The organism is Streptomyces sp. NPDC097619, from assembly GCF_040302735.1.
Lineage (GTDB): Bacteria > Actinomycetota > Actinomycetes > Streptomycetales > Streptomycetaceae > Streptomyces.
Window position 1 is genome coordinate 68439 of the sequence record NZ_JBEOSD010000010.1, and the last position, 22538, is coordinate 90976.

Genomic DNA, 22538 nt, shown 5'->3' on the forward strand with positions numbered 1-22538 from the left:
CACGTACACCGCACACGTACGCCTCACACGTCCACGTACACCGCACACCTGCGTCCACGCACGCACTCGTACCGGAGATCGCATGAACACCACTGCTCCCCGCACCCCTTCGACTCACGCCGCCCTCGACGGCTCCTGGGCCGGGCGCACCGTGCTCGTCACCGGGGCCGAAGGGTTCATCGGCTCCACCCTCGTCGACCTGCTCGTGGCGCGCGGGGCCCGGGTGCGGGCCTTCGTGCACTACAAGCCCTACGCCGAGAAGGGCCACCTCGCCCGCTACCTGGACCCCACCGGACCCGGCGCAGGCGCCGTGGAGATGTACGCGGGCGACGTGCGGGACGCCGGCCGGGTCTCCGACGCCGTCGAGGGCTGCGACACCGTCTTCCACCTCGCCGCGCTGATCGGCATCCCCTACAGCTACGCCTCGCCCGGCGCCTACGTGCAGACCAACGTGGTCGGCACCGAGAACATCGCCGAGGCGGCCCGACGGCACGGGGTGCGGCGCCTGGTCCACACCTCGACCAGCGAGGTCTACGGCACCGCGCGGACCGTGCCGATCGCGGAGGACCACCCGCTCCAGCCGCAGTCCCCCTACTCCGCCTCCAAGATCGGCGCCGACATGACGGCGCTCTCCTTCCACGCGGCCTTCGGGCTCCCCGTCACGGTGGTGCGGCCCTTCAACACCTACGGGCCCCGGCAGTCCGCGCGCGCCGTGATCCCCACGATCCTGGCCCAGTTGCACGCGGGTGCGGAGGAGGTCCGGCTCGGCTCGCTCACCCCGACCCGGGACTTCACGTACGTCACCGACACCGCGGAGGGCTTCCTCGCGGTGGCCGACTGCGACCGTGCCGTCGGCGAGACCGTGAACCTCGGCAGCGGTCGCGAGATCTCCGTCGGGGACCTCGCGGCGGCGCTGATCGCGGCCTCCGGACGGCGGGCCCGCGTGGTCACCGACCCGGACCGGTTGCGGCCCGCCGCCAGTGAGGTGGAGCGGCTGCTGTCCGACAACTCCCGGGTCCGCGAGTGGGCGGGCTGGCAGCCGAGGGTGCCGCTCGTGGAGGGGCTGCGCCGCACCTCCGACTGGGTAGCGGAGCACCTGCACCTCTTCGCCCCCGGCCGCTACCAGGTCTGACGGAGACGGAGACGGCGGACCGGGACAGGGCGGGAGACGGGGCCTCAGGCCGGTTCCGGGCCGCGGGCCGCCAGCAGCAGGGCGATGTCGTCGGGCCGGTCGGCGGCCTGGAGGGCCGCGGCGGTGAGCCGGTCCGCGAGATCGCCGAGCGGGGCCCGCCCGGCCCCGGCCAGCGTGGACCGGATCCGCTCCACGCCCAGGTCGATGTCCGTACCGGGGTGCTCGACCAGCCCGTCCGTGTACAGGGCGAGCACCCCGCCGGTGTCGAGACGGAAGCCGGTCTCGGGGTAGGAGGCGTCCGCCGTCACGCCCAGGACCACCCCGCCGGGCAGGTCCAGGACGCGCGTGTGGCCGTCCGGGTCCCTGAGGAGGGGCTGCGGATGGCCGGCCCGGACCGCCCTGGCCCGTCCCGTGCCCGGTTCCAGCAGGACGTAGCAGAGGCTGGCGAACTGTCCGGGATCGAGGTCGATGAGGAGCCGGTTGGTGCCCCGGACGACTTCCTGTGGAGGGTTGCTGCCGCCCAGCGCGAACGCCCTCACCGCGCTGCGGAGTTGACCCATGGTCGCGGCGGCGGCGACCCCGTGCCCCTGGACGTCGCCGATGACCAGGGCGAGGGTGCCGTCGCCCGGTTCGATCACGTCGTACCAGTCGCCGCCCACGTCCATGCCCTGCGTGCCGGCCAGGTACCGGCCCACCGTGCGGACGTGTTCGTTCTCGGGCAGCCGGTGCGGCAGCAGGGCGTCCTGGAGCCCGCGGGCGAGCGCCGCCTCGGAGTCGTAGCGCTGGGCCCGCTCCAGGGCCTGCGCGATCAGTCCGGCGAGCGCGGTGAGCACGGTGCGTTCCTCGGCGGCGAAGCCGCGCGGGGAGTCGAACCCGAGGATGCAGGAGCCCACCGGCCGCCCGGAGGCGATCAGCGGGAGGAAGGCCCGCGCGCCGACGTCCGAGTCCATCGGGATCCCCGGATAGGCGGCGGCCAGGTGCTGCATGGACTCGAAGAACAGCGGCCGCCCCGAGGTCAGCGCCTCCACCCCGGGCAGCCGCACGTCCAGCCCGACCCCGTCGAACCGGTCCAGGAAGCCGTGCGGGAAGCCCGTCTCCCAGGCCAGGAACAGGTGCCGTTCGTTGAGCAGGTAGATGGCCAACTGACGGCCCCCGAAGGCGGGCAGCAGTTCCTCGGTGACCACCGCCGACACCTGCCGCGCCGTGATCGCCCCGCTGAGGGCGATGGCCAGGGCCACCGGCCGGTACGGGGCCTCCGCGCGGGCCGCGGCCGGGCCGGGGGCCGCGTCCGGGTCCGGAACGGTCAGGGAACCGGGCGCGTACAGCGGCCGGTCCGCGGGCCGGAGGGTCACCGTGACCCCGCCCGCGCCCGGGTAGAGGTCGACCGCCAGCCAGTCGCGTTCCCCGCGGCGGGCCAGGAAGCGCACCTCGTCCCCGGACAGCAGGACGGCCCGGAAGTGGTCCTCGTAGGCGGGGTGCCCCAGCCAGGGCACTGCCTCCCACAGCACCTCGCCGGTCGGCCCGGTGGGCCCGGGCCGGTCCGAGCCGAGGAGCGCGGCGGCCGGGGGATTGGCGTACGTGACCCGGCCGAGGCGGTCCAGGGAGAGCAGGGCGTACGGCAGCCGGTCGGCGGGATAGGCCGGGTTCGTGCCGGTGCCCGGGTCGAGGAGGAAACCGGTGATCCGCCCGCCGGGGCGGGCGGTCACCTCCAGGAGCAGGCCCCGACCGTCCAGGCCGCGCAGCGGCACCCGGCGGGTGGCCTCCCCGCCGCCCGGCTGTGGGGAGGCCAGGTCCCGCACCGCCGCCCACAGCCCGTACCGGTCCTCCCGGGCCCAGCCCGCGGTGAGGGCGCCGACGGTGCCGGGGAAACCCGCCGGGTCGATGCCCGCGATGGCGCACAGGGCGGGATCGGCGGTGACGGCTCCGGTGCCGAGGTCCCATTCGAAGTGTCCGGTCCGTACCGGCGAGGCGGCCGGGGCCGGGAGCTGGAGGCTCACCGGGGACGCCTCCCAGTCCACCGACCGACCGGCGGCGGACAGCGCGGCCAGCGCGGTGCCGAGGCGCCGGGCCCCGCGCCGCAGGGCCCGCCGCTCGGCGGCCCCGACGGGGATCCCGGGGGTGGCCGCCCGCAGGTGGAAGAGGACCCCGAAGCGGGTGCCGTCCGCCTCGACGGGCGCGTAGCAGGAGCCGAACGGGAACGGCAGCCCCGCCATGAGCTGCGGGAAGCGCCGCATGGCCTCCTCGTCGTCGGCCAGGTGCACCGCCCGGCCGGTGCGCTGCACCTCGGCCACCGGGTAGGGGCGGTTGAGGTGCATCCGCCACCAGGGCTGGAAGAGCTGCCCGGGGAGGCCCGCCAGGACCGCGAGGCGCAGCAGGTCCGGGCTGCCGGAGCGCAGGTACACCCCGCCCGCGTAGCCGCCCGCCGCCTCGGTGCTGCTCACGGCGGCCTGGGCGAGGAGCAGGGTGAACTCGTCCGGGCCCCCGGCGGCAGCGGCGCCGGCCCCTCCGGGCTCCGGCGCCGGTCGCCCGGCCACGCCGTCCCCGGTCACACAGCCAGCATGGCCCAGCCCCGGCGCGACGCGCACCCGGGGGGATCGGACGGGACGGGGAAGGCGGGCACGGGGGATGCGGGCGCGGCGGGGTGCGGGGCGGCCCGGTGGGGCGAGTCCCCGCCGGTGGCCGGAAGGAGTCGCGCTTGACCGGCTACCGGCTACCGGCTACCGGCGCGCCCCGCCCCCGGCGAGGGCCGGGGACGGGGCACGGGCCGGGGCGGGGCCGTGGGGAGGTGGGTCCGATGGGGTGGCTCCGACCGGGCCCCGTCCGGGTACCGGAGCCGGGACCGGGGCCCGGCCGGAGCGGTCAGGACCGGTCGGTCACCGCGGGTCCGGGTGGCGGAGCAGCCGCAGCGCGTTGCCGACGACCAGCAGCGTGGACCCCTCGTGGACGAGGACCGCGGGGCCGATCCCCATCCCCAGCACCGTGGCCGGGACCAGCACGGCCACGATGCCCAGGCTCAGCCACAGGTTCTGCCGGATGACGCGGGTGGCGCGGCGGCTCAGCCCCGTGATGAACGGCAGCCGGTCCAGGTCGTCGGACATCAGGGCGATGTCGGCGGTCTCCAGGGCCACCGCCGAGCCTGCCGCGCCCATCGCCACACCCACGGTGGCACCGGCCAACGCGGGGGCGTCGTTGACCCCGTCCCCGATCATCGCGGTACGGCCGCCGGCCCGCAGGTCCTTGATCGCGCCGGCCTTGTCCTCGGGCAGCAGCCCGCCGCGGGCCTCGTCGATGCCGACCTGCGCGGCCACGGAGTCCGCCACCCGCTGGTCGTCGCCGGACAGCATCACCGTGCGGGTCACGCCGAGCTCCCGGAGCCGGGCCACCGTGGCGGCGGCCTCCGCGCGCGGGGTGTCCATCAGGCCGAGCACGCCGAGGTGGCGGTCGCCGTGGCGGACGGCCATCGTGGTGCGGCCGGCCGCCGCCAGTTCCTCCGCTTGGGCGCGCAGGGCCGCCGGGACGGGCGTCCCGGCCTCGTCGAACCCGGCGAGACTGCCGATCCGGACCTCGGTGTCCCCGATCCGGCCCGCCACGCCCTGTCCGATCACGGCCCGGACGTCCACCGCCTCGGGGATCCGCCGGTCCACGTCCCCGCCCCTGCCTCCGTCCCCGTTCGCGAGCCCGACACCGCCTGCGACGCCGCCACTCGCTCCGACTCGGCCTTCGACTCCGACGCCGCCACCGGCTCCGGTGGGGCCGTCCGTGTCGCTTCCGGCCAGGTGGGCGGGGGCGTCCCGGACCACGGCCTGGGCCAGCGGGTGGTCGCTGTACCGCTGCACGGCCAGCGCCGTCCGCAGGAGTTCGGCCCGGTCGGCGCCCTCGGCGGGGAGGACGTCCGTGAGCCGGGGGCGGCCCTCCGTGAGGGTGCCGGTCTTGTCGAAGGCGACCGTGCGCAGCCGACCGAACTCCTCCAGCGGGGCCCCGCCCTTCACGAGCACTCCGCCCCGTGCGGCGCGGCCCACGGCGCTGAGGACGGCCGCCGGGGTGGCGATCGCCAGGGCGCAGGGGCTGGCGGCGACCAGGACGGCCATGGCCCGGTAGAAGCTGTCGGAGAAGGGCTCGCCGGTGAACCAGCCGTACGCCGACAGTGCGAGGACCAATGCCAGCACGCCCGGCACGAACACCTTCTGGAAGCGGTCGGTGAAGCGCTGCGTCGGAGACTTGCGGTCCTCGGCCTCGCGGACCATGCGCACCACGCGGCTGAGGGTGTTGTCGGCGGCCCGCCGGGTGACCACCAGCTCCAGGGCGCCCGCGCCGTTCACGGTGCCCGCGAACAGCCGGCTGTCGGCCGGGACGGCGCCGGGGAGGGCCAGGGCCGCGGCGGGGTCGGGGACGGGACGCTTGTCGGCGGGGACGCTCTCCCCGGTGATGGGGGACTGGTCCACGCTGCCGGTGCCGGCGACGAGGAAGCCGTCGGCGGGGACGCGGGTGTGGGGGCGCACGGCCACGCGGTCACCGGGTACCAGCTCCTCCACCGGCACCTCGGCGGTGGCGGTACCGGTCAGCCGCAGGGCGGTGCGCGGGGCGAGGGCTCCCAGGGACTCGATGGAGCGACGGGCACGGCCGAGGGCGTACCCCTCCAGGGCGTGTCCGAGGCTGAACAGGACCAGCAGGACCGCGCCCTCCTCCCAGCGGCCGATGGCGGCGGCGCCCGCGGCGGCGACCAGCATCAGGAAGTCCACGTGGAAGACGCCCTTGCGGACGCTGCCCAGGGCCTCGCGGAGGGTGAAGAACCCGCCGAAGAGGTAGGCGGCCATGAAGAGGGGGGTCAGGCCGAGGGCGAGACCGGCGATCCAGACCGTGAGCGCCAGCAGGGCGCTGATCAGTTCGGCACGCTCACCGAGGAAGCCGTGCCGGTGCGTGTTCGTACTCATGGAATAAATATATCAGCACATTTAAATGTATGAAGATGTGGAAGTGTGGATGTCCGGAGGTGCCGACGTAGAGTGAGGGCGTGGACACAGGCGAACAGGGCGCGCAGGGCGCACACGACGGGCGCGAGGCCCGGGCAGGGGTGAACGGGCCCGGTGGGCGGGACGGAAGGACCGGAACGGACGGTCGGGCCTCCCTGGACCCGAACCTGAACTCCGACCCGAACTCCGACCCGGATCCCGGACCCCGCGGCGACGTCGGCCCGCTCCTCACCGAAGAGGCCGCCGCGGCCGTGGCCGAGGTGATGCAGGGGCTGTCCGCCCCCGCCCGCGTCCGCATCCTCGACCGGCTGCTGCGCGCCCCCTGCTCCGTCGGGGACCTCGCGGCCGACCTCGCCCTCGGTCAGCCGACCGTCTCCAACCACCTCCGGCTGCTCCGCCACCTCGGCCTCGTCGCCGGTCACCGCGCCGGGCGCAGCGTGATCTACGGACTCCGCGACGAGCACGTCGCCGAACTCCTGCGCCAAGTCCTGGCCCACGTGCACCACGACCTGCCACAGTGAGGGCGTGCGCGTACTGATCGTCACCGCGGGCTCCTGGGGCGACGTGGCCCCCTACACCGGGCTCGGCTCCCGCCTCCGGGACGCCGGACACACCGTGGACCTGGCCGGCCACGCCCGCTTCGAGGCCCCCGTCACCGCCCGGGGCCTCGGCTTCCGGGCCCTGCCCGTGGATCCCCGGGCCGAACTGGCCTCACCGGCGGGGCAGCGGCTCGCCCGCGCGGGCAGCGCGCCCCTGGAGATGCTCCGCATCCTGCGGATGGCGCGGCAGTTCATGCCCGAGCTCACCGCGGGGGTGGTGGAGGCCGTGGGACAGGGAGCCGACGTCCTCCTCTCCGCCACCGTCACCGACCCGCTCTGCGCCGCCCTCGCCGAAGCCCACCGGATCCCGCACCTCGGCGTCCACCTCCAACCCCTCGCCCCCACCGCCGCCTTCCCGCCCCTGGTCACCGGCCTCCGCTCCCTCGGCGGCACCGGGAACAGGCTCGCGGGCCGCGCCCTGTGGGCCGGGACGGAGCTCCTCTTCGGCCCCGCCGTCCGCTCCCTCCGCCGCGACCTCTCCCTGCCCCCGCGGCGGTTCGGCGGCCCCCTCGGTCTCGCCGCGGACCGACCGGTGCACCACGGGTTCAGCCCCCTGGTCGTCCCCGCCCCCGTCGACTGGCCCGCCGGACACCACGTCGGCGGCTACTGGTGGCCGGCCGACACCCCCGACTGGCGACCCGAACCCCGCCTCCTCGACTTCCTCCAGGCGGGCCCGCCCCCGGTGTTCGCCGGATTCGGCAGCTTCGTCACCGGCGACCCCGAACGCCTCAGCTCCCTCCTCGCCGCCGCCTTCCGAGCCGCCGGCGTCCGGGGCATCGTCCAGGCCGGCTGGAGCGGGCTCCACGCCGAGCACGACGACCTCCTCACCGTCGCCGACGTACCCCACTCCTGGCTGTTCCCGCGCACCGCCGCCGTGATCCACCACGCCGGAGCGGGCACCACGGCGGCCGGCCTCCGCGCCGGGGTCCCCGCCGTCCCCGTGCCCGTCCAACTCGACCAGCACTTCTGGGCCGCCCGACTCACCGCGCTCGGTGTCGCCCCCCTCGCCCTCCGGTACCAGGACCTCACCGCGGGCCGCCTCGCGGGTGCCATCCGCCGCGCCGTCACCGAGCCCGCCCACCGCGACCGCGCCCGACACCTGGCCGACGGCATCGCGACCGAGGACGGCGCGGCCCCCGTGCTCGCGGCGCTGGAGCGGTTGCAGGGGTGACCTCGAACCGTCACGCGGGCGCCCGCACGATCACGTGTGATGCGGCAATGTCACATGTGACCGTGCGGGGTCACGCGTGATTCCGCACCATCACACGTGACCGTGCGAGGTCACGCCCGACATTGCAATACCACAGGTCACCCCATACCCCCATCCGACGCACCGCCCGCGCCGCCACCCCCGCCCGCGGCCCCCCGCTCCGTCAACCGGTGCAACTTCAGGGCGAGTTGCAGCTCCAGTGCGCTCTCCGGGGAGTTCCAGTCGGGGCCGAGCAGGGACCGTACCCGGTCCAGTCGCTGCACCACCGTGTTCACGTGCACGTGCAGGGCCTCGCGGGTCCGGGTCAGGCTCGATCCGTGGGCGAAGTACGCCTCCAGGGTCCCGGCCAGGTCGGTGCCCCGTTCCGCGTCGTAGGCCAGTACGGGATCCAGGACGCCCGTCACGTACGAGGACAGGTCGGCCCGCTCGCCGAGCAGCAGCCCCACGAACCCGAGATCGGCCAGGGCCGCACCGTGACCGTGCCGGCCGAGGGCCCGCAGGGCCGACAGGCAGCGCCGGGCCTCCGCGTGGGCCCGGGGCAGCTCGGCGGGACCGGCCGCCGGCCCCGCCGCGCCCACCGTCACGCCCGCAACCGACATGCCGACCCCACCCGGGGCCCCGCCCGCCCCGGCCCGTCCCCCGCCGGCCGAGGACGCGGACACCCCCGCCGTACCGGCCAGCTCCGCCGCCAACTCCCGCGCCACCGCGCCCGGATCCTCCGCCGGGACCACCAGGACCACCTGGTCCAGGTGCAACCCCGCCAGCCCCCGGCGGGCCTGCGCCCAGCGCGCCGCCGCGGACAACAGGCGCCGCCCCGGGACCGGTTCGGCGCCCGGCTCCGGTCCCAGGACGCACACGGCCTGCCTCCGGTCCAGTCGTACCCCCAGCCGCCGGGCCCGCCGCGCCAGCCCGCCCGCGTCGGCGGTCCCGGACAGCAGCTCGCTCAGCAGCTCCCCGCGGATCCGGTCCTCGGCCTCCGCCACCGACCGGCCCAGCAGCAACAGCAGCGCCGTCACCACGCCCGCCCGCTCGAACAGCAGCCGGTCCGCGTCCGCCAGCGCCCCCGGCCGGGTCAGCACGATGCTGCCCAACGGTTCCGGGCCGGCCACCACCGCGCACACCCAGCCGCCCCCGGCCGCCACCGCCCGCCCACCGGCCCGCGAAGCGGCCACCGCCTCCGCCGGCACCCGCTGCGGACCCGCACCGGACCGGGCCAGCTCGGCCCCCTCGCTGTCGTGCAGGACGATCCCGCCGTCCAACAACCCCGCCAGGGCCCGCGCCACCTCGGCCACGCCCCCGCCGCGCAGCACCAGGTCCGTCAGCTCGTCGTGCGCCTCCTCGGCCCGCCGGATCGCCTCGCTCTGCGCCCTGATCGTCACGGAAGCCGCGTTGAGGTCGGCCAGCGCGGCCCGGGTCTCCTCCAACAGCCGGGCCCCGTCGATGGCGATGGCCGCGTGATCGGCGAGCGAGGACAACAGGGCCACCGCGTCCGTGGTGAACCCGCGCGGCGCCCGGTCCGCGGCGTACAGCACCCCGATGATGCGGGCCCCCACCCGCAGCGGCACGCCCAGGATGGCGCGGAGCCCCTCCTCCGCCACCGCGCCGTCGATGGCCGCCGTGTGTCGGAACCGGTGGTCGGCCTGGTAGTCCCGGGTGAAGTACGGGCGCGCCGTCTGCGCCACCAGTCCGCCCAATCCCTCGCCGAGCCCCAACCGCACCTGCTGGAAGGCCGCCGCCACCGAGCCGTCCGTGACCCGCATGTACGTCTGGCCGGCGGCCTCGTCGTTGAGGGACAGGTAGGTCACGTCGGTGCCGAGCAGCAGCTTCGCCCGGTGCACGATGGCGCGCAGCACCGCGTCCAGGTCCCGCAAGCCGGCCAGGTCGCTCGCCGTGTCGAACAGCGCTGTCAGTTCCGCCTCGCGCCGTCGGTGCTGCCCGATGGTCCGCCGGATCCGCAGGGCCACCTCGGTGGCCTCCGTGACGGCGGCCAACCCGGCCCCCGTCACACCCGCGGCCCGGGCCTCGGCCGCGGGCCGGGCGAAGTCCTCCGCGGGCGCGCCCTGGTCCAGCAGGTCCAGGAGCCGGCGCAGTCCGGCCAGGGCGGTGGGGTCGTTGCCGGGGCCTGTCACGGTGGGGAGCATACGGTCCCTCCGCCACGCGCCGGAACGTTCCTGCCGAGGCGGAAACGCACGGGACGACGGGCACGGGTTCGAGGGCGGACGGGCGAGCGGGGCCCCGGCGGGCCCCGCGGACCCGCCGGGCGGACGGTGCGGGAGGTCAACCGGTCAACGAGTCCTCCGAGCGGCCCTTCCCCGTGGCACCCGAACCGGTCGCGCCCGAACCGCCGCCCGCGCCGGCCCGCGTGCCCGCCCCGGCGCCGGCAGCCCGGCCGGCACCGTCCTCCACCGCGGAATCCCCGAGTACCCCGGGCTCCCCGGCCGTTCCGGCCCGGCCGCCGGACCCGCCGAGCGCGATGCCGCGGGTCTCCCGGGCGACCAGCACCGTGCCCACCGTCACCAGCGAGGCCACGCACAGGTACACCGACACCGGCAGGGCCGAGTCGTACTCCCTCAGCAGCTCCACCGCGACGATCGGGGCCAGTGCCCCGCCCACGATCGAGGCGAGCTGCGAGCCCATCGAGGCACCCGAGTACCGCACCCCGGTCTCGAACATCTCCGAGATGAAGGCGGCCTGCGGCCCGTACATGGCCCCGTGCAGCAGCAGTCCGACGGTCACGGCCAGCACGATCACGGGGAAGGAGCGGGTGTCGAGGAGCGCGAAGAAGGCGAAGGCCCACAGCGCCATGCCGGCCGCCCCGATGAGGGTGACGGGCCGGCGCCCGATCCGGTCGGACAGCGCGCCCCACAGCGGGATCGTCACGAAGTGCACGGCCGAACCGATCAGCACGGCGTTCAGGGCCTGGCTCTTGGGCAGTTCGAGCTCGTTGGTCACGTACACGAGCAGGAAGGCGGTCACGATGTAGTAGGAGATGTTCTCGCCGAGCCGGGTGCCGATCGCGGTGAGCACCTGCCGCCAACCGGTCCGGAAGACCTCCACCACCGGGGCGTGCCCGCCCTCGCCGGCCGCGGCCCGGGCGGCGGCCCGCGCCTGCGCCTCCAGGAAGACCGGGGACTCCGAGACGGAGATGCGGATCCACAGGCCGATCACCACGAGGACCCCGGACAGCAGGAACGGTATCCGCCAGCCCCAGGCGAGGAAGGTCTCCTCCGACTGCACGGCGGCCAGCAGCGCGAGCACACCGGTGGCGAGGAGGTTGCCGCCGGGGGCGCCGGCCTGCGGCCACGAGGCCCAGAACCCGCGCCTGCGGTCGTCCCCGTGCTCGGACACCAGCAGGACGGCCCCGCCCCACTCCCCGCCGAGGGCGAAGCCCTGTACCAGCCGCAGCAGCGTCAGCAGGACGGGGGCGGCCGCGCCGACGGTGGCGTGGGTGGGCAGCAGTCCCATCGCGAAGGTGGCGCCGCCCATCATGAGCAGGCTCAGTACGAGCAGCTTCTTGCGGCCGACCCGGTCCCCGAAGTGCCCGAACACCACCCCGCCGAGGGGGCGGGCGGCGAAGCCGACGGCGTAGGTCAGGAAGGCGAGCAGGGTCCCGGTCAGCGGATCGCTCGACGGGAAGAACAGCTTGTTGAAGACGAGGGCCGCGGCGGAGCCGTAGAGGAAGAAGTCGTACCACTCCACGGTGGTGCCGACGAGGCTGGCGGCGACGATCCTCTTGATGTTCCCTGGCTGTGCTGCGGGGGTGGCGAAGGCGGCCATGGGCACCACTTTCGGACGGGAGGGGGAGGTTCCTGTGCCGCCACACCATAGGAACGCCCAGGTCAAGGGCACATGGTGCGGGCCACCACATTTCCCGGGCACCGCATGTGCCCCGCCGCCATGGCCGCCGTCGCGGGTCGGGCCCCGGTCGTCCCGGAACGGGTCCGGGCCGGCACCCGTGGGGGTACCGGCCCGGGCCGGGTGGACGGCGTGCCGTCAGTCCTCGTCGCGGTGGGAGACCCGTTCGAAGAACCAGGCTCCGGCGAAGACCACGGCCGCACAGGCGAAGGGGACCGTCGCCGCGTCCCGCCCGTCGACCAGCCAGAAGACGACCCCGGCGAGAAGGCCGAGGAGGCCGAGGGCGAAGAAGGCCGTCGAGTTCTTTCGTGGTTCGTTCATGATGCTCCACATCGGGTGTCGGTGCGGGACGGTCAAGACTCGATGATCTTGCGTTGGGAATCCATCCGCGTTGACACCCATGTCCTCGGCGTGGGTCCTCCGGGGTGCGGGCACGCGAAGGAGCGGCCCTCCGTGGTGCTGGAGGGCCGCTCCGGGATGGTGCGGGGTGGTGCCGGTGTCACGTGTGGGGGAGCGATGACGGGGTGTCACCGGCGGACCGTGGTGCCGGTCGGGTCACGGGGTTATGTGGAGCAGCTTGTTCGCGGTGCCGGAGGAGGGGTTCTTGATGGCGTCGGCCGTGGCCCCGCCGGTCAGGGCGGCGGCCGTGTCGGCCGGGGTGGCCGCCGGGTTGGCGGCCAGGTAGAGCGCGGCCGCACCCGCCACGTGCGGGGCCGCCATGGAGGTGCCGGAGATGGTCTTCACGCCGGTGTCGCTGTCGTTCCAGGCGGAGGTGATGTCCGAGCCGGGGGCGTAGATGTCGACCACGGAGCCGAAGTTGGAGAAGGAGGACTGCTCGTCGTCCGCCGTGCTGGAGGCGACGGTGAGGGCCTCGGGGACCCGGGAGGGCGAGCCCTGGCCGGCGTCGGAGGACTCGTTGCCCGCCGCCACGGCGAAGGTGACCCCGGAGTCGATGGCGCGCTTGACGGCCGCGTCGAGGGCCTCGTCGGCGCCGCCGCCCAGGCTCATGTTGGCCACGGAGGGGCCGGAGTGGTTCTGCGTCACCCAGTCGATGCCCGCCACCACCTGCTCGGTGGTGCCGGAGCCGTTGTCGTCGAGCACCCGCACCGCCACGACCTTCGCCTTCTTGGCCACGCCGTGGGCGGTGCCCGCGATGGTGCCGGCCACGTGGGTGCCGTGCCCGTTGCCGTCGTCGGCGGAGTCGTCGTTGTCGATGGCGTCGAAGCCGTGGACCGCGCGGCCCCCGAAGTCCTCGTGGGAGATCCGGACCCCGGTGTCGATGACGTACGCGGTGACGCCCTCGCCGCCGCCGTCCGGGTAGGTGTACTTCTCGTCCCCGGCGGTGTCGGACTGGTCGATGCGGTCCAGGCCCCAGGAGGGCGGGTTGTCCTGCGTCTCGTTGATGGTGAAGCGCTTGTTCTGGACCACCTGGCCGACGGCCGGGTCCGCGGCGAGCCGCTTGGCCTCCTGCACGGTCAGGTCGGAGGCGGAGAAGCCGTTCACGGCGGAGCCGTAGGAGCGCTGCAGGGTGCCTCCGTACTTCTTCGCGAGATCCTGCTTGTTCGCGGATGCGTCGAGGATGACCACGAAGCTTCCGGCCACGGCGCCCGGGGCGCCGAGGCCGTGCACGGTCCCCTCGGCCGGGGTGGTGGCGCCGGCGAGAGGGCCGGCGAAGAAGGCCGCGGCCACCGCCGTGGCCGCTCCGGCGGCCAGAGCCGTGTTGCGAAGACCGTTGGATCGCTTGTGAGTTGCCATGAAGAAGGGTGCTCCTTGCTGTGACGTGTGGGGCGTCGACGTGCTGAGCAACCCTGTTCCGATTGACAGGAGCAAATCAAGGGCGGACCGGCGGTAAGGGGTTGTTCAACAAGGTTTCTTAAAAGGCCCTCCATATTCCCGCCACAACGTTCACGTCTCCCGGGCGGCTCCGTCACGGGACCGGCACGGATCGGACGACGGGGACGGACGCGTCGCGGGGCCGGGAGACCCCGCGCGGTCGGCCGCCGTCATGCTGCGGCGCAGCAGTGCCGGGTCGGTGACCTGGTAGCCGGCGGTGATCAGGACCTCCGCCCCGGCCCGCAGGTAGGCGGTGTGGGCGGCGGTGACCTGTTCCGGCGCGCGGTCGAGCACCCTCCCCGTCCACAGGGGGTCGTCCAGGTCGCACCCCTGGTCGGCGAGTTGGTTGCTGAGGCCGCCGTCCAGGACCAGGGTCCGTTCGGTCAGGGGCAGGGGTCCGGTGGCGCGGGTCATCGGCCGAGCTGCCGCATCACGTGTCCGGCGATCAGTTCCAGGTGGTCCAGGTCGTGCAGGTCCAGGACCTGGAGGTAGATCCGCTGGGATCCGACGGCCGCGTAGGAGCCGATCTTGTCCACGATCTCGGCGGGGCTGCCCGCCAGTCCGTTCGCCTTGAGTTCCTCCACCTCCCGTCCGATCGCGGCCGCCCTGCGGGCCACCTCCGTGTCGTTCTTTCCCGCGCACACCACCAGTGCGTTGGAGTACACCAGCGCGCCGGGTTCCCGGCCTTCTTCCTTCATGGCGGCCCTGACCCGGCCGAACTGCCGGTCGGTGTCGGCCACCGAAGCGAACGGGATGTTGAACTCGGCCGCGTAGCGGGCCGCGAGGCGCGGGGTGCGGACCGCGCCGTGGCCGCCGATCAGCACCGGCACCCTCGCCTGGGTGGGCTTGGGCAGCGCCGGTGAGTCGGTGAGCCGGTAGTGGCGGCCCTCGTGGCTGAACTTCTCGCCGACGGGGGTGCGCCACAGTCCGGTGATCACGGCCAGCTGTTCCTCCAGCCGTGCGAACCGTCCGTCCGGGAAGGGAATCCCGTACGCGCGGTGTTCCTCTTCGAACCAGCCTGCCCCCAGGCCGAGTTCGATCCTTCCGCCCGACATCTGGTCCACCTGCGCGACCTGGACGGCGAGGACTCCGGGGAGCCGGAAGGTGCCCGCTGTCATCAGCGTGCCGAGTCTGATGCGGCGGGTCTCCCGGGCGAGGCCCGCCAGGGTGATCCAGGCGTCGGTCGGTCCGGGCATCCCGGCCGGCTCCCCGCCGGGCTCCGGTTCCGCCCCCATACGCAGGTAGTGGTCGGAGCGGAAGAAGGCGTCGAAGCCGAGGTCTTCCGAGGCCCGGGCCACCCGGAGGAGGGTGTCGTAGTCGGCGCCCTGCTGGGGTTCCGTGAAGATGCGAAGATCCATTCCTCCATCCTGCCGCGTCGGCACCCCGCCGGGTGAATCTCGTCAACCGGGGTGTCCGGGGCCGTCCGTGCCAGTGACCGGGGGCCCGCGGAGATCGTTGCCCCGGACGGAGCCGGACCGCCCGGCCCTCGCGCCGGCGGCCGTCGCCGGTGCGTCCACCGCACCCTCCCCTGTGGGAGGGCCCGGGCCGAGGAGGCCGCCATGTCCCAGGAATCCGTGCCGGAGCACCCCGGACAGGCAGCACACGACCACGTACGCCAGGAGATCCCGGCGCCCGCCCCGAGCGGTCAGCCGAAGGGTCTGCTGCAGCAGATGGAAGAGCTGATGGCCGCGCTCAACGCCGATCTGTCCCAGCTCGACGCCGACCTCCAGTCCTCCGCGGAGCGCCCCGCCTCCGACACGCGGCCGCTGGGCGGCCACACCACGGGGGCCGAGAGCCCCGCCTACCGCGGCTTCTGACCGAGGGCCTGCCGGGCCCCACGCCCCCCGCCGCCCGCCGCTGCCGCGGCCGGGCGGGGTCGCCGCCGGGGAACCGGTGGCCGGGGTGGCGGCCGCCGCCTCGGCTGCGTCGGCCGGCAGGGCGGCCGACGGCACCAGCGGGGGCACCGGCCGCGGCGGCGTGGCCGTGACGGTGGTGGGCGGGGCCAGCTGCGGGAAGGCCGACTTCGGGGTGAGCGGGGTCTCCTCCGCGCCCAGGTCGATGACGGGCAGGCCGCGGGTCAGCGCCTCCGAGGGCTTGGGGGCCTCCAGCACCAGGGGCGGCGAGAGGGACGGGCCGCGGGGGCCGCCCTCCCGGTCCGCGACGAGGGCCAGCGCCCGCCGCCCGGCGACCGTGCCCCGCTTGTCCGCGAGGGCCCCGCGCAGCCCGATCGACGCCTCCAGCTCGGCGCGGGCCCGGTCCAACTGCCCGTTGCAGAGGGCGAGGATGCCGCGCTCGTGGTGGAAGTACGCCTCCTCCGCGACCTCTCCGGCGATCCGGGCCGCCTCCTGGCCGGCGCGCAGGATCCGCTCCCAGGCACCCCAGTGCAGTCCGGCCGCGAAGGCGGGGGCGGCGGTACGGGCCAGCAGCACGGCCGCGCTCGGCTTGCCGTCCTCCTGGCCGGGGACCAGGGTGGCCAGGGCCGCGAGGACGGCGTCCGCCTCGGCGACGGCCCGGTCCGGGCTGACCGATCCGTGCCCGGTCCACCAGGTGTAGTGCTGGGCGGCGGTGAGGGCCAGCTCGGCGGCCTCGTCCCCGTACCCGGCCTCCTCCAGCTGTCGGGCCACTCCGGCGGCCAGCCGGTAGCGGGACCCGGAGGGGCCGATCAGCCCGCAGGCCAGGAGCTCCCCCACGGCGGTGTCGGCGTGGGTGTCGCCGATGAGGGCGGGCAGGTGCGCCTGGTGCGGGAGTTCCCCGCCGAGGGCGACGGCGAAGCGGAGCGCGGCGCGGGCGGACTCGCTGAGCCGGGAGGCGAGCAGCACGGCGGGCGCGGCGGCCTGACCGATGCCGGGCAGTCCGGTCTCGGTGGGCGCGCTCCGCTCCTCGAAGACGCCGGGCTCCTCGCCGTCCTCGTCCTCTTCGGAGCGGCGCTGTTCCTCGCGTTGCCGCAGCAGGGCCGCGGCCTGGACGAAGCGCAGCGGGAGGCCGTCCCCGGCGAACCAGAGGTCACCGGCCCAGGCCGTCTCCTCCTCGGTGAGGGAACGGCCGAGGGCGTGCTCCAGCAGGGCGACGGCCCCGGCCTTGGAGAGCCCGCCGAGGGCGACCTCCTCGACCTGGGCGGATTCCGAGGGGGCCGGGGTGTCCGGGGCGGCGCCGAGCAGGTAGGCGCATTCGGGGGTGGCCCGGAGCAGCTCGTCCAGGGCCGTCCCGCCGCATTCCAGGTCGTCGATGACGACGACGGCACCGATCTCGCGGACGGCTTCGAGGAGACCGGCCTCGTCGGGGCGCTGCCGGGAGACGTCGAAGACGGTGGCGTGCAGGGAGTACAGCAGGTCGCCGGCGGTCTGGCGGTGGCCGGAGAGGCGGACCACGCCGTCGGGGGCGAGTCCGGAGCAGTCGGCGGCGACGGCGTCGAGGAGGGCGCTGCGGCCGGCGCCGGCGGGGCCGGTGACCCGGACGGAGCGGCCGGCGCCGAGGTGGCGGGTGAGGCGTTCGCGTTCCGCTTCCCGTTCCAGGAGGGGCAGGGCGCGGGCGGTGGGTCCGGCGGCGGGGGGTCGGGCGGCGGCGAGGCGGGCCTCGCGGTCCTCGGCGGTGCGGCGGCCGGCCACGGGGGCGGAGGTGCCGGGGCGGCGGGCCTCGATCTCACTGCCGTCGACGGGGTTGACGGTCAGGAGGTGGTCGCCGCAGTCGAGTCTGGTGATGCGCGCGGGCACGGGGCTGAGCCCCCCTGCGGTCAAGGCATCGCCGCCCGCCGGACCCCCGCGCCCCTGTATCCGGTCCATGAACCAAAGCCCCCCGATCGCGTCGTGCGCCGTCGTCGTACCCGGCCTTCGCACACTCCGCTGTCGCTTCTGGTCCGGCGTCCGGCCCGTTGGGTTCACCGCGAGCCGTTCGCCGAACCCTAGACCTTGGACAAGTATCCCGGAACATGCGGGGTCCCTTCCGCACCGGACCATCACGTTATGGCCTCGGTAGCGGGAGCTTCCGCCTCCGGGAGGAGGACGTCAGGAGCACATCCGGAGGACGTCGGGAGTCGGGCGGGGTCCGATCGGAGGGCGGCGGACGGCGGGCCGGGGCGCCTGCGGCGGTCTCAGACCCGGGGCAGGGAGTCTGCGGCGAGTCCGCCCTCGATGGCGAGGATCCGGTGCAGTCGGGTGGCGACGAGGAGTCGCTGCATCTGCGGGGGCACCCCGCGCAGGACCAGGCGGCGTCCGGAGCGGCCGGCCCGGCGGTGGGCGCCCATGATCACGCCGAGTCCGGTGGCGTCCCAGGAGTCGAGGGCGGTCAGATCGAGGACCAGGTCGCCGACGCCTTCGTCCAGGGCCGAGTGGAGGGCCGTACGGGCGTCCGCCGCGCTGCGCACGTCGAGGCGACCCCCGACAGTGAGTTCGGCGTGGTCGCCCCTGATGTGCATGTGTGCTCCCCGGCAGGTGCTGCGTACGTGTGGTCCGTAGGTCGGCAACTCCACTGCAACTGACTGCCGCGAGGGCAGCGAAGTTGCCGACCGTGAGCGAACCGATACCAAATTCACCCCGGGGGGTGCGGCATCCGAACGTCCGCTCGATGTCAGTGGGTGTAGAAACCCTGTCCGCTCTTGCGGCCGATGTCACCCGCGTCGACCATCCGCCGCATCAGCTCCGGCGGGGCGAACTTCTCGTCCTGGCACTCGGTGTAGATGTTGCTGGTGGCGTGGAGCAGGATGTCGACCCCCGTGAGGTCGGCGGTCGCCAGCGGGCCCATGGCGTGCCCGAAGCCCAGCTTGCACGCGATGTCGATGTCCTCGGCGGAGGCCACGCCCGATTCGTAGAGCTTCGCGGCCTCGACCACGAGGGCCGAGATCAGACGGGTGGTCACGAACCCGGCGACGTCGCGGTTGACGACGATGCAGGTCTTGCCGACGGACTCGGCGAAGGCCCGGGTGCGGGCCAGGGTCTCGTCGCTGGTCTTGTAGCCGCGGACGAGCTCGCAGAGCTGCATCATCGGGACCGGGGAGAAGAAGTGGGCGCCGACCACGCGCTCGGGGCGCTCGGTGACCGCCGCGATCTTGGTGATCGGGATGGCGGAGGTGTTGGAGGCGAGGACCGCGTCCTCACGGACCAGCTTGTCGAGGGCCCGGAAGATCTCGTGCTTGACCTCCAGCTTCTCGAAGACGGCCTCGACGACGATGTCGGCGTCGGCGACCGCGTCGAGTTCGGTGCTGGTGGTGATCCGGGCGAGCGCGGCCTCCGCGTCCTCGGCGGACAGCTTCCCCTTGGCGACGAACTTGTCGTACGAGGCCTTGATGCCGTCGGTGCCACGGATGAGGGCGGCGTCGGTGACATCGCGCAGCACGACGTCCCAGCCCGCCTGGGCGGATACCTGCGCGATACCCGAACCCATCAGTCCGGCACCGATGACGGCGAGCTTACCGGCCACTGCACACTCCTGGATCTCTGACGGAACTCGGCTCTCCGGCGGAGACTAGCGCGCGGCGGCAGCCGTGTGACCGGGAAGTAACACGCGTCACGTCTCAGATGACGGACATCACACCGGGACGGCCCACCGCGCGGCGCCCGGACCGCAGTTGGGCCGCTATCGGCCGGGCGGGGGCACGGGGCGCCGGGGTGGTCGGCACGCCCTAGGGTTGACCGCATGGTGAATCTGACGCGCATCTACACCCGTACCGGCGACAAGGGCACCACCGCCCTCGGTGACATGAGCCGCACCGCCAAGACCGATCTGCGGATCGCCGCGTACGCCGACGCCAACGAGGCCAACGCCGTGCTGGGCACGGCGCTGGCCCTGGGCGGACTGGCCCCCGAGGTGGCCGAGGTGCTGGTGCGGGTCCAGAACGACCTCTTCGACGTGGGCGCCGACCTCGCGACCCCGGTGGTGGCCGAGCCGGAGTACCCGCCGCTGCGGGTCGAGCAGTTCTACGTGGACCGCCTGGAGGCCGACTGCGACCGGTTCAACGAGGAGCTGGAGAAGCTGCGCAGCTTCATCCTGCCCGGCGGCACCCCCGGCGCGGCCCTGCTGCACCAGGCGTGCACGGTGGTGCGGCGGGCCGAGCGGTCCACGTGGGCGGCGCTGGAGGTGCACGGGGAGACCATGAACCCGCTGACCGCCACCTACCTGAACCGCCTCTCCGACCTGCTGTTCATCCTGGCCCGCACGGCCAACAAGGAGGTCGGCGACGTCCTCTGGGTACCGGGCGGGGAGCGCTGAGGCCCCTCACCCGGAGCTTCGCAAGCCTCGGGTCCCGGGGCGGCCCGCGCCCTCCTCGCGGTGCTCCCCGAGCCCGCTCGGGACAGTGGCCGGGGCAGGGGTCGGGGCCGCGCCTTCGGGCTCCGGGGTGACGGCCTCGGGCTCCGGGGCCTTCTTCGGCCACAGCGTGTACGTCAGGGCGATCACGGCGTGGATGCCGACGACGCGCAGGGTGATGTACTGCCAGGACCGCAGCGACCCGGTGTCCCCGCCGTCGCCCACGAACCAGATCGCCGCCTGGAGCAGGGCCAGCGCCACGGCCGCGCCGAGCACGGTCCGCGACCACAACCGCCACTCGTGGGCGGCTCGCGCCTTGCCGTACCCGGCACCGGCCGGCTTGGGGGCGCCCGCGAAGCGGTGCGCGGCGTGGCCGTCGAGCCAGCGCAGGGTGTGGTGACCGAAGGCCACGGTGTAGCCGATGTAGAGAGCGGCCAGGCCGTGCTTCCAGGACGGCTCGGCCCCGTTGCGGAGGTCCAGGGTGGTGACGACCAGGAGCAGCAGCTCCAGGGCGGGCTCGCAGAGCAGCACCGCGGTGCCCAGCCGGGGCATCTTCGCGAGGTAGCGCAGGGCCAGGCCCCCGGCCAGCAGCACCCAGAAGGCGACCTCGCAGACGACGATCAGCGCGACGATCACGGCAGGACTCCTCTGGTTCCCGGGCGGCGCCCGGCGGATCGGGGTACGTCACCAGCTTCGCGGCGCGGAGGGGCCCGCACGTCGTCTGCGCAGCGGAGCCGGGACTGCATCCTTCGATGTAGCGGCCGGCGGTGCCCCGGTACCCGGCGCGGAGGCTCCGGGCCCCCGGAGCCGTGTTGGATGGGACCGTGACCCTCCCCCGCCCCCACCTGCACGACTACGCCCTCGCCGGCACCGGGCTGCTGTCCGGGCTGTTGCTGTACCGGCTGGGCCTGGACTCCAACGGTCGGATGGACCTGCTCCCCCGCTGGGCGGTGCTGGTGCCGCTGGTGGTCCTCGCCTCGATGGAGCTGCTCCGGCGGACCCTGCCGCGGACGGCCCTCGTGGTCGGTTCGGCGGCGATCCTGGCGGACCAGTTCACGGTCAGCAACCTGGCCTCCGTCCTCATGTACACGGACCTGGTGTACGCGGCCGTGGTCTACGGCGGGCCCGCCCTGGCCCGGCGCCTGCCGCCCGTCATGGGGCTGGTCTCGGTGGCGGTGACGGTGGGCGCGCTGGCCTGGTGGCAGCGGCCGGAGGCCCTGCTGGTGGGCGTGCTGACCGCCGTGGTGTGCTTCGGGCCGGCGATGACGGGGGCCGCCCTGCGCGACCACCGGGAGGCCGCCGAAGCGGCCCGGCTGCGCGCCGAACAGACCGCCCTGTTGGCCGAAATGGACCGGACCCAGGCGGTGGCCGCGGAACGGGCCCGGATGGCCCGGGAGCTGCACGACATGGTGGCCGGTCACCTCTCCGCGATCGCCATCCACTCCACCGCAGCCCTGTCCATCGACTCCCCCGCCACCAGCCGGGAGGCCCTCGGCGTGATCAGGGAGAACAGCGTGCGGGGGCTGGCCGAGATGCGCCGGCTGATCGGGCTGCTGCGGGCCGTCGAGGCGGACGGGGAACCGGGGCCGGTGCCCACCCTGGGCGGGCTGCCCGCCCTACTGGAACGGGCCGGGGCGAGCGCCCCCGAGACCGGGCTGGAATTCGCCCTTCGCGACGAGCGGCCGGCGGGCCGCGCGCTGCCCGCACCGGTGGAACTGGCCGCCTACCGGATCGTGCAGGAATCGGTGACCAACGCCCTCAAGCACGCCGGACCCGGCCGGGTCACCGTCCGGCTGGAGCTGACCGGGAGCCGACTGCTGGTGCGCGTGGACAGCCCGCACGGCGGCCGGGAACGGGGCCCGCGCGCCCCCGGCTCGGGGGCCGGACTGGTGGGCATGCGGGAGCGCGCGGCCCTGCTGGGCGGGGAGTTCGAGGCCGGCCCGGCAGGACCGGGCGTGTGGCGGGTGCGGGCGGAACTGCCCGCGGAGGAGAAGGTGGTGGAGGCGTGAGCGGGCGGACGATCCGGGTGCTCGTGGCGGAGGACCAGTCGGCGGTACGGGCCGGGCTGGTGCTCATCCTGCGCAGCGCGGGGGACATCGAGGTGGCCGGGGAGGCCGCGGACGGGGAGGAGGCGGTCCGGCTGGCCCGGGAACTGCGCCCCGACGTGGTCCTGATGGACGTGCAGATGCCCCGGCTGGACGGGGTGTCGGCGACCCGGCAGGTGGTGACGGAGGGGCTGGCGGACGTGCTGGTGCTGACCACCTTCGACCTGGACGCGTACGTGTTCGGGGCGCTGCGGGCGGGCGCGGCCGGATTCCTGTTGAAGAACGCCGAGGCCGCGGAGTTGATCGGCGCGGTGCGGACGGTGGCCGCGGGCGAGGGGTTGATCGCGCCGGCGGTGACCCGGCGGCTGATCGCGGAGTTCGCGGCCCCGCGGGCGGTCCGCGAGGTGTCGGAGTCGGAGCGGGCGGCGGTGGCGGCACTGACGCCCCGGGAACGGGAGGTGCTGTCCTGCCTGGGTAGGGGTCGGTCGAACGCCGAGATCGCCGCGGACCTGGACATGGCGGAGGCCACGGCGAAGACGCACGTCAGCAGGCTGCTGGGCAAGTTGGATCTCCGCAGCCGTCTCCAAGCAGCCGTCCTGGCGCAGGAGTTGGGGCTGTAGGCAGCTTCCTGTCAAGCAACCGGAGGTGAGGTCTGGA

At 74.6% G+C, this 22538-nt stretch carries 18 protein-coding genes; 7 read left to right on the top strand and 11 right to left on the bottom strand.

Annotation, left to right across the window (positions count from 1 at the left end):
• The first annotated feature begins 82 nt into the window (after window positions 1-82).
• Window positions 83-1132, top strand: coding sequence for a GDP-mannose 4,6-dehydratase (locus tag ABTZ17_RS04925; protein ID WP_352194073.1), 1050 nt, complete (start codon window positions 83-85; stop codon window positions 1130-1132).
• 44 nt (window positions 1133-1176) lie between these two features.
• Here ABTZ17_RS04925 and ABTZ17_RS04930 read toward each other — a convergent pair whose 3' ends face one another.
• Together ABTZ17_RS04930 and ABTZ17_RS04935 are read right to left on the bottom strand one after the other, a co-directional pair.
• Window positions 1177-3681 (bottom strand): PP2C family protein-serine/threonine phosphatase, encoded by a 2505-nt coding sequence (locus ABTZ17_RS04930; protein WP_502994594.1) that lies wholly within the window; start codon window positions 3679-3681, stop codon window positions 1177-1179.
• 324 nt (window positions 3682-4005) lie between these two features.
• On the bottom strand, window positions 4006-6063 hold the full coding sequence (locus ABTZ17_RS04935) for a heavy metal translocating P-type ATPase (RefSeq protein WP_352194074.1): 2058 nt from the start codon (window positions 6061-6063) through the stop codon (window positions 4006-4008).
• Window positions 6064-6143: 80 nt separating this feature from the next.
• Between ABTZ17_RS04935 and ABTZ17_RS04940 the strand changes: the two genes are divergently transcribed.
• A complete protein-coding gene (locus ABTZ17_RS04940) occupies window positions 6144-6623 on the top strand; it encodes an ArsR/SmtB family transcription factor (protein WP_352194075.1) in 480 nt (159 codons plus the stop codon).
• A 4-nt stretch (window positions 6624-6627) separates the two neighbouring features.
• Window positions 6628-7872 carry a glycosyltransferase gene (locus ABTZ17_RS04945; protein ID WP_352194076.1) on the top strand — a complete coding sequence of 415 codons (1245 nt, stop codon included), beginning with the start codon at window positions 6628-6630 and terminating at the stop codon, window positions 7870-7872.
• A 137-nt stretch (window positions 7873-8009) separates the two neighbouring features.
• Here the strand turns inward: ABTZ17_RS04945 and ABTZ17_RS04950 are convergent, their stop codons facing one another.
• The 6 genes from ABTZ17_RS04950 to ABTZ17_RS04975 all read right to left on the bottom strand — a co-directional run bounded on the left by ABTZ17_RS04950 (window position 8010) and on the right by ABTZ17_RS04975 (window position 14957).
• Window positions 8010-10052: a helix-turn-helix domain-containing protein gene (locus ABTZ17_RS04950; RefSeq protein WP_352194077.1), complete on the bottom strand. Its 2043-nt coding sequence runs from the start codon at window positions 10050-10052 to the stop codon at window positions 8010-8012.
• Between the two features lie 136 nt (window positions 10053-10188).
• Window positions 10189-11688 (bottom strand): MFS transporter, encoded by a 1500-nt coding sequence (locus tag ABTZ17_RS04955; protein ID WP_352194078.1) that lies wholly within the window; start codon window positions 11686-11688, stop codon window positions 10189-10191.
• A gap of 216 nt (window positions 11689-11904) precedes the next feature.
• On the bottom strand, window positions 11905-12087 hold the full coding sequence (locus ABTZ17_RS04960; RefSeq protein ID WP_352194079.1) for a hypothetical protein: 183 nt from the start codon (window positions 12085-12087) through the stop codon (window positions 11905-11907).
• 234 nt (window positions 12088-12321) lie between these two features.
• A complete protein-coding gene (locus tag ABTZ17_RS04965; RefSeq protein ID WP_352194080.1) occupies window positions 12322-13521 on the bottom strand; it encodes a S8 family peptidase in 1200 nt (399 codons plus the stop codon).
• A gap of 150 nt (window positions 13522-13671) precedes the next feature.
• On the bottom strand, window positions 13672-14013 hold the full coding sequence (locus ABTZ17_RS04970) for a homocysteine S-methyltransferase family protein (RefSeq protein WP_502994595.1): 342 nt from the start codon (window positions 14011-14013) through the stop codon (window positions 13672-13674).
• On the bottom strand, window positions 14010-14957 hold the full coding sequence (locus tag ABTZ17_RS04975) for an LLM class F420-dependent oxidoreductase (protein ID WP_352194081.1): 948 nt from the start codon (window positions 14955-14957) through the stop codon (window positions 14010-14012). Before ABTZ17_RS04975 ends, ABTZ17_RS04970 begins: the two co-directional genes overlap by 4 nt.
• Window positions 14958-15158: 201 nt before the next feature.
• Here ABTZ17_RS04975 and ABTZ17_RS04980 point away from each other — a divergent pair, with 201 nt between their 5' ends.
• Entirely contained in the window at window positions 15159-15416 is a 258-nt protein-coding gene (locus tag ABTZ17_RS04980) for a hypothetical protein (RefSeq protein WP_352194099.1), read from the top strand.
• A 2270-nt stretch (window positions 15417-17686) separates the two neighbouring features.
• Here ABTZ17_RS04980 and ABTZ17_RS04990 read toward each other — a convergent pair.
• A complete protein-coding gene (locus ABTZ17_RS04990) occupies window positions 17687-18010 on the bottom strand; it encodes an STAS domain-containing protein (protein ID WP_352194082.1) in 324 nt (107 codons plus the stop codon).
• A 152-nt stretch (window positions 18011-18162) separates the two neighbouring features.
• Window positions 18163-19011 (bottom strand): 3-hydroxyacyl-CoA dehydrogenase family protein, encoded by an 849-nt coding sequence (locus ABTZ17_RS04995; protein ID WP_352194083.1) that lies wholly within the window; start codon window positions 19009-19011, stop codon window positions 18163-18165.
• A gap of 216 nt (window positions 19012-19227) precedes the next feature.
• Here ABTZ17_RS04995 and ABTZ17_RS05000 point away from each other — a divergent pair, with 216 nt between their 5' ends.
• The gene (locus ABTZ17_RS05000; protein ID WP_352194084.1) at window positions 19228-19800 is read left to right on the top strand and encodes a cob(I)yrinic acid a,c-diamide adenosyltransferase; all 573 of its coding nucleotides are present in this window, start codon (window positions 19228-19230) and stop codon (window positions 19798-19800) included.
• A 6-nt stretch (window positions 19801-19806) separates the two neighbouring features.
• Here the strand turns inward: ABTZ17_RS05000 and ABTZ17_RS05005 are convergent, their stop codons facing one another.
• On the bottom strand, window positions 19807-20472 hold the full coding sequence (locus ABTZ17_RS05005; protein ID WP_352194085.1) for a hypothetical protein: 666 nt from the start codon (window positions 20470-20472) through the stop codon (window positions 19807-19809).
• Window positions 20473-20660: 188 nt separating this feature from the next.
• Here ABTZ17_RS05005 and ABTZ17_RS05010 point away from each other — a divergent pair, with 188 nt between their 5' ends.
• Together ABTZ17_RS05010 and ABTZ17_RS05015 are read left to right on the top strand one after the other, a co-directional pair.
• Complete coding sequence (locus ABTZ17_RS05010) at window positions 20661-21845, top strand: sensor histidine kinase (protein ID WP_352194086.1); 1185 nt, start codon at window positions 20661-20663, stop codon at window positions 21843-21845.
• Window positions 21842-22501 carry a response regulator gene (locus tag ABTZ17_RS05015; RefSeq protein ID WP_352194087.1) on the top strand — a complete coding sequence of 220 codons (660 nt, stop codon included), beginning with the start codon at window positions 21842-21844 and terminating at the stop codon, window positions 22499-22501. Before ABTZ17_RS05010 ends, ABTZ17_RS05015 begins: the two co-directional genes overlap by 4 nt.
• Window positions 22502-22538 lie beyond the last annotated feature (37 nt).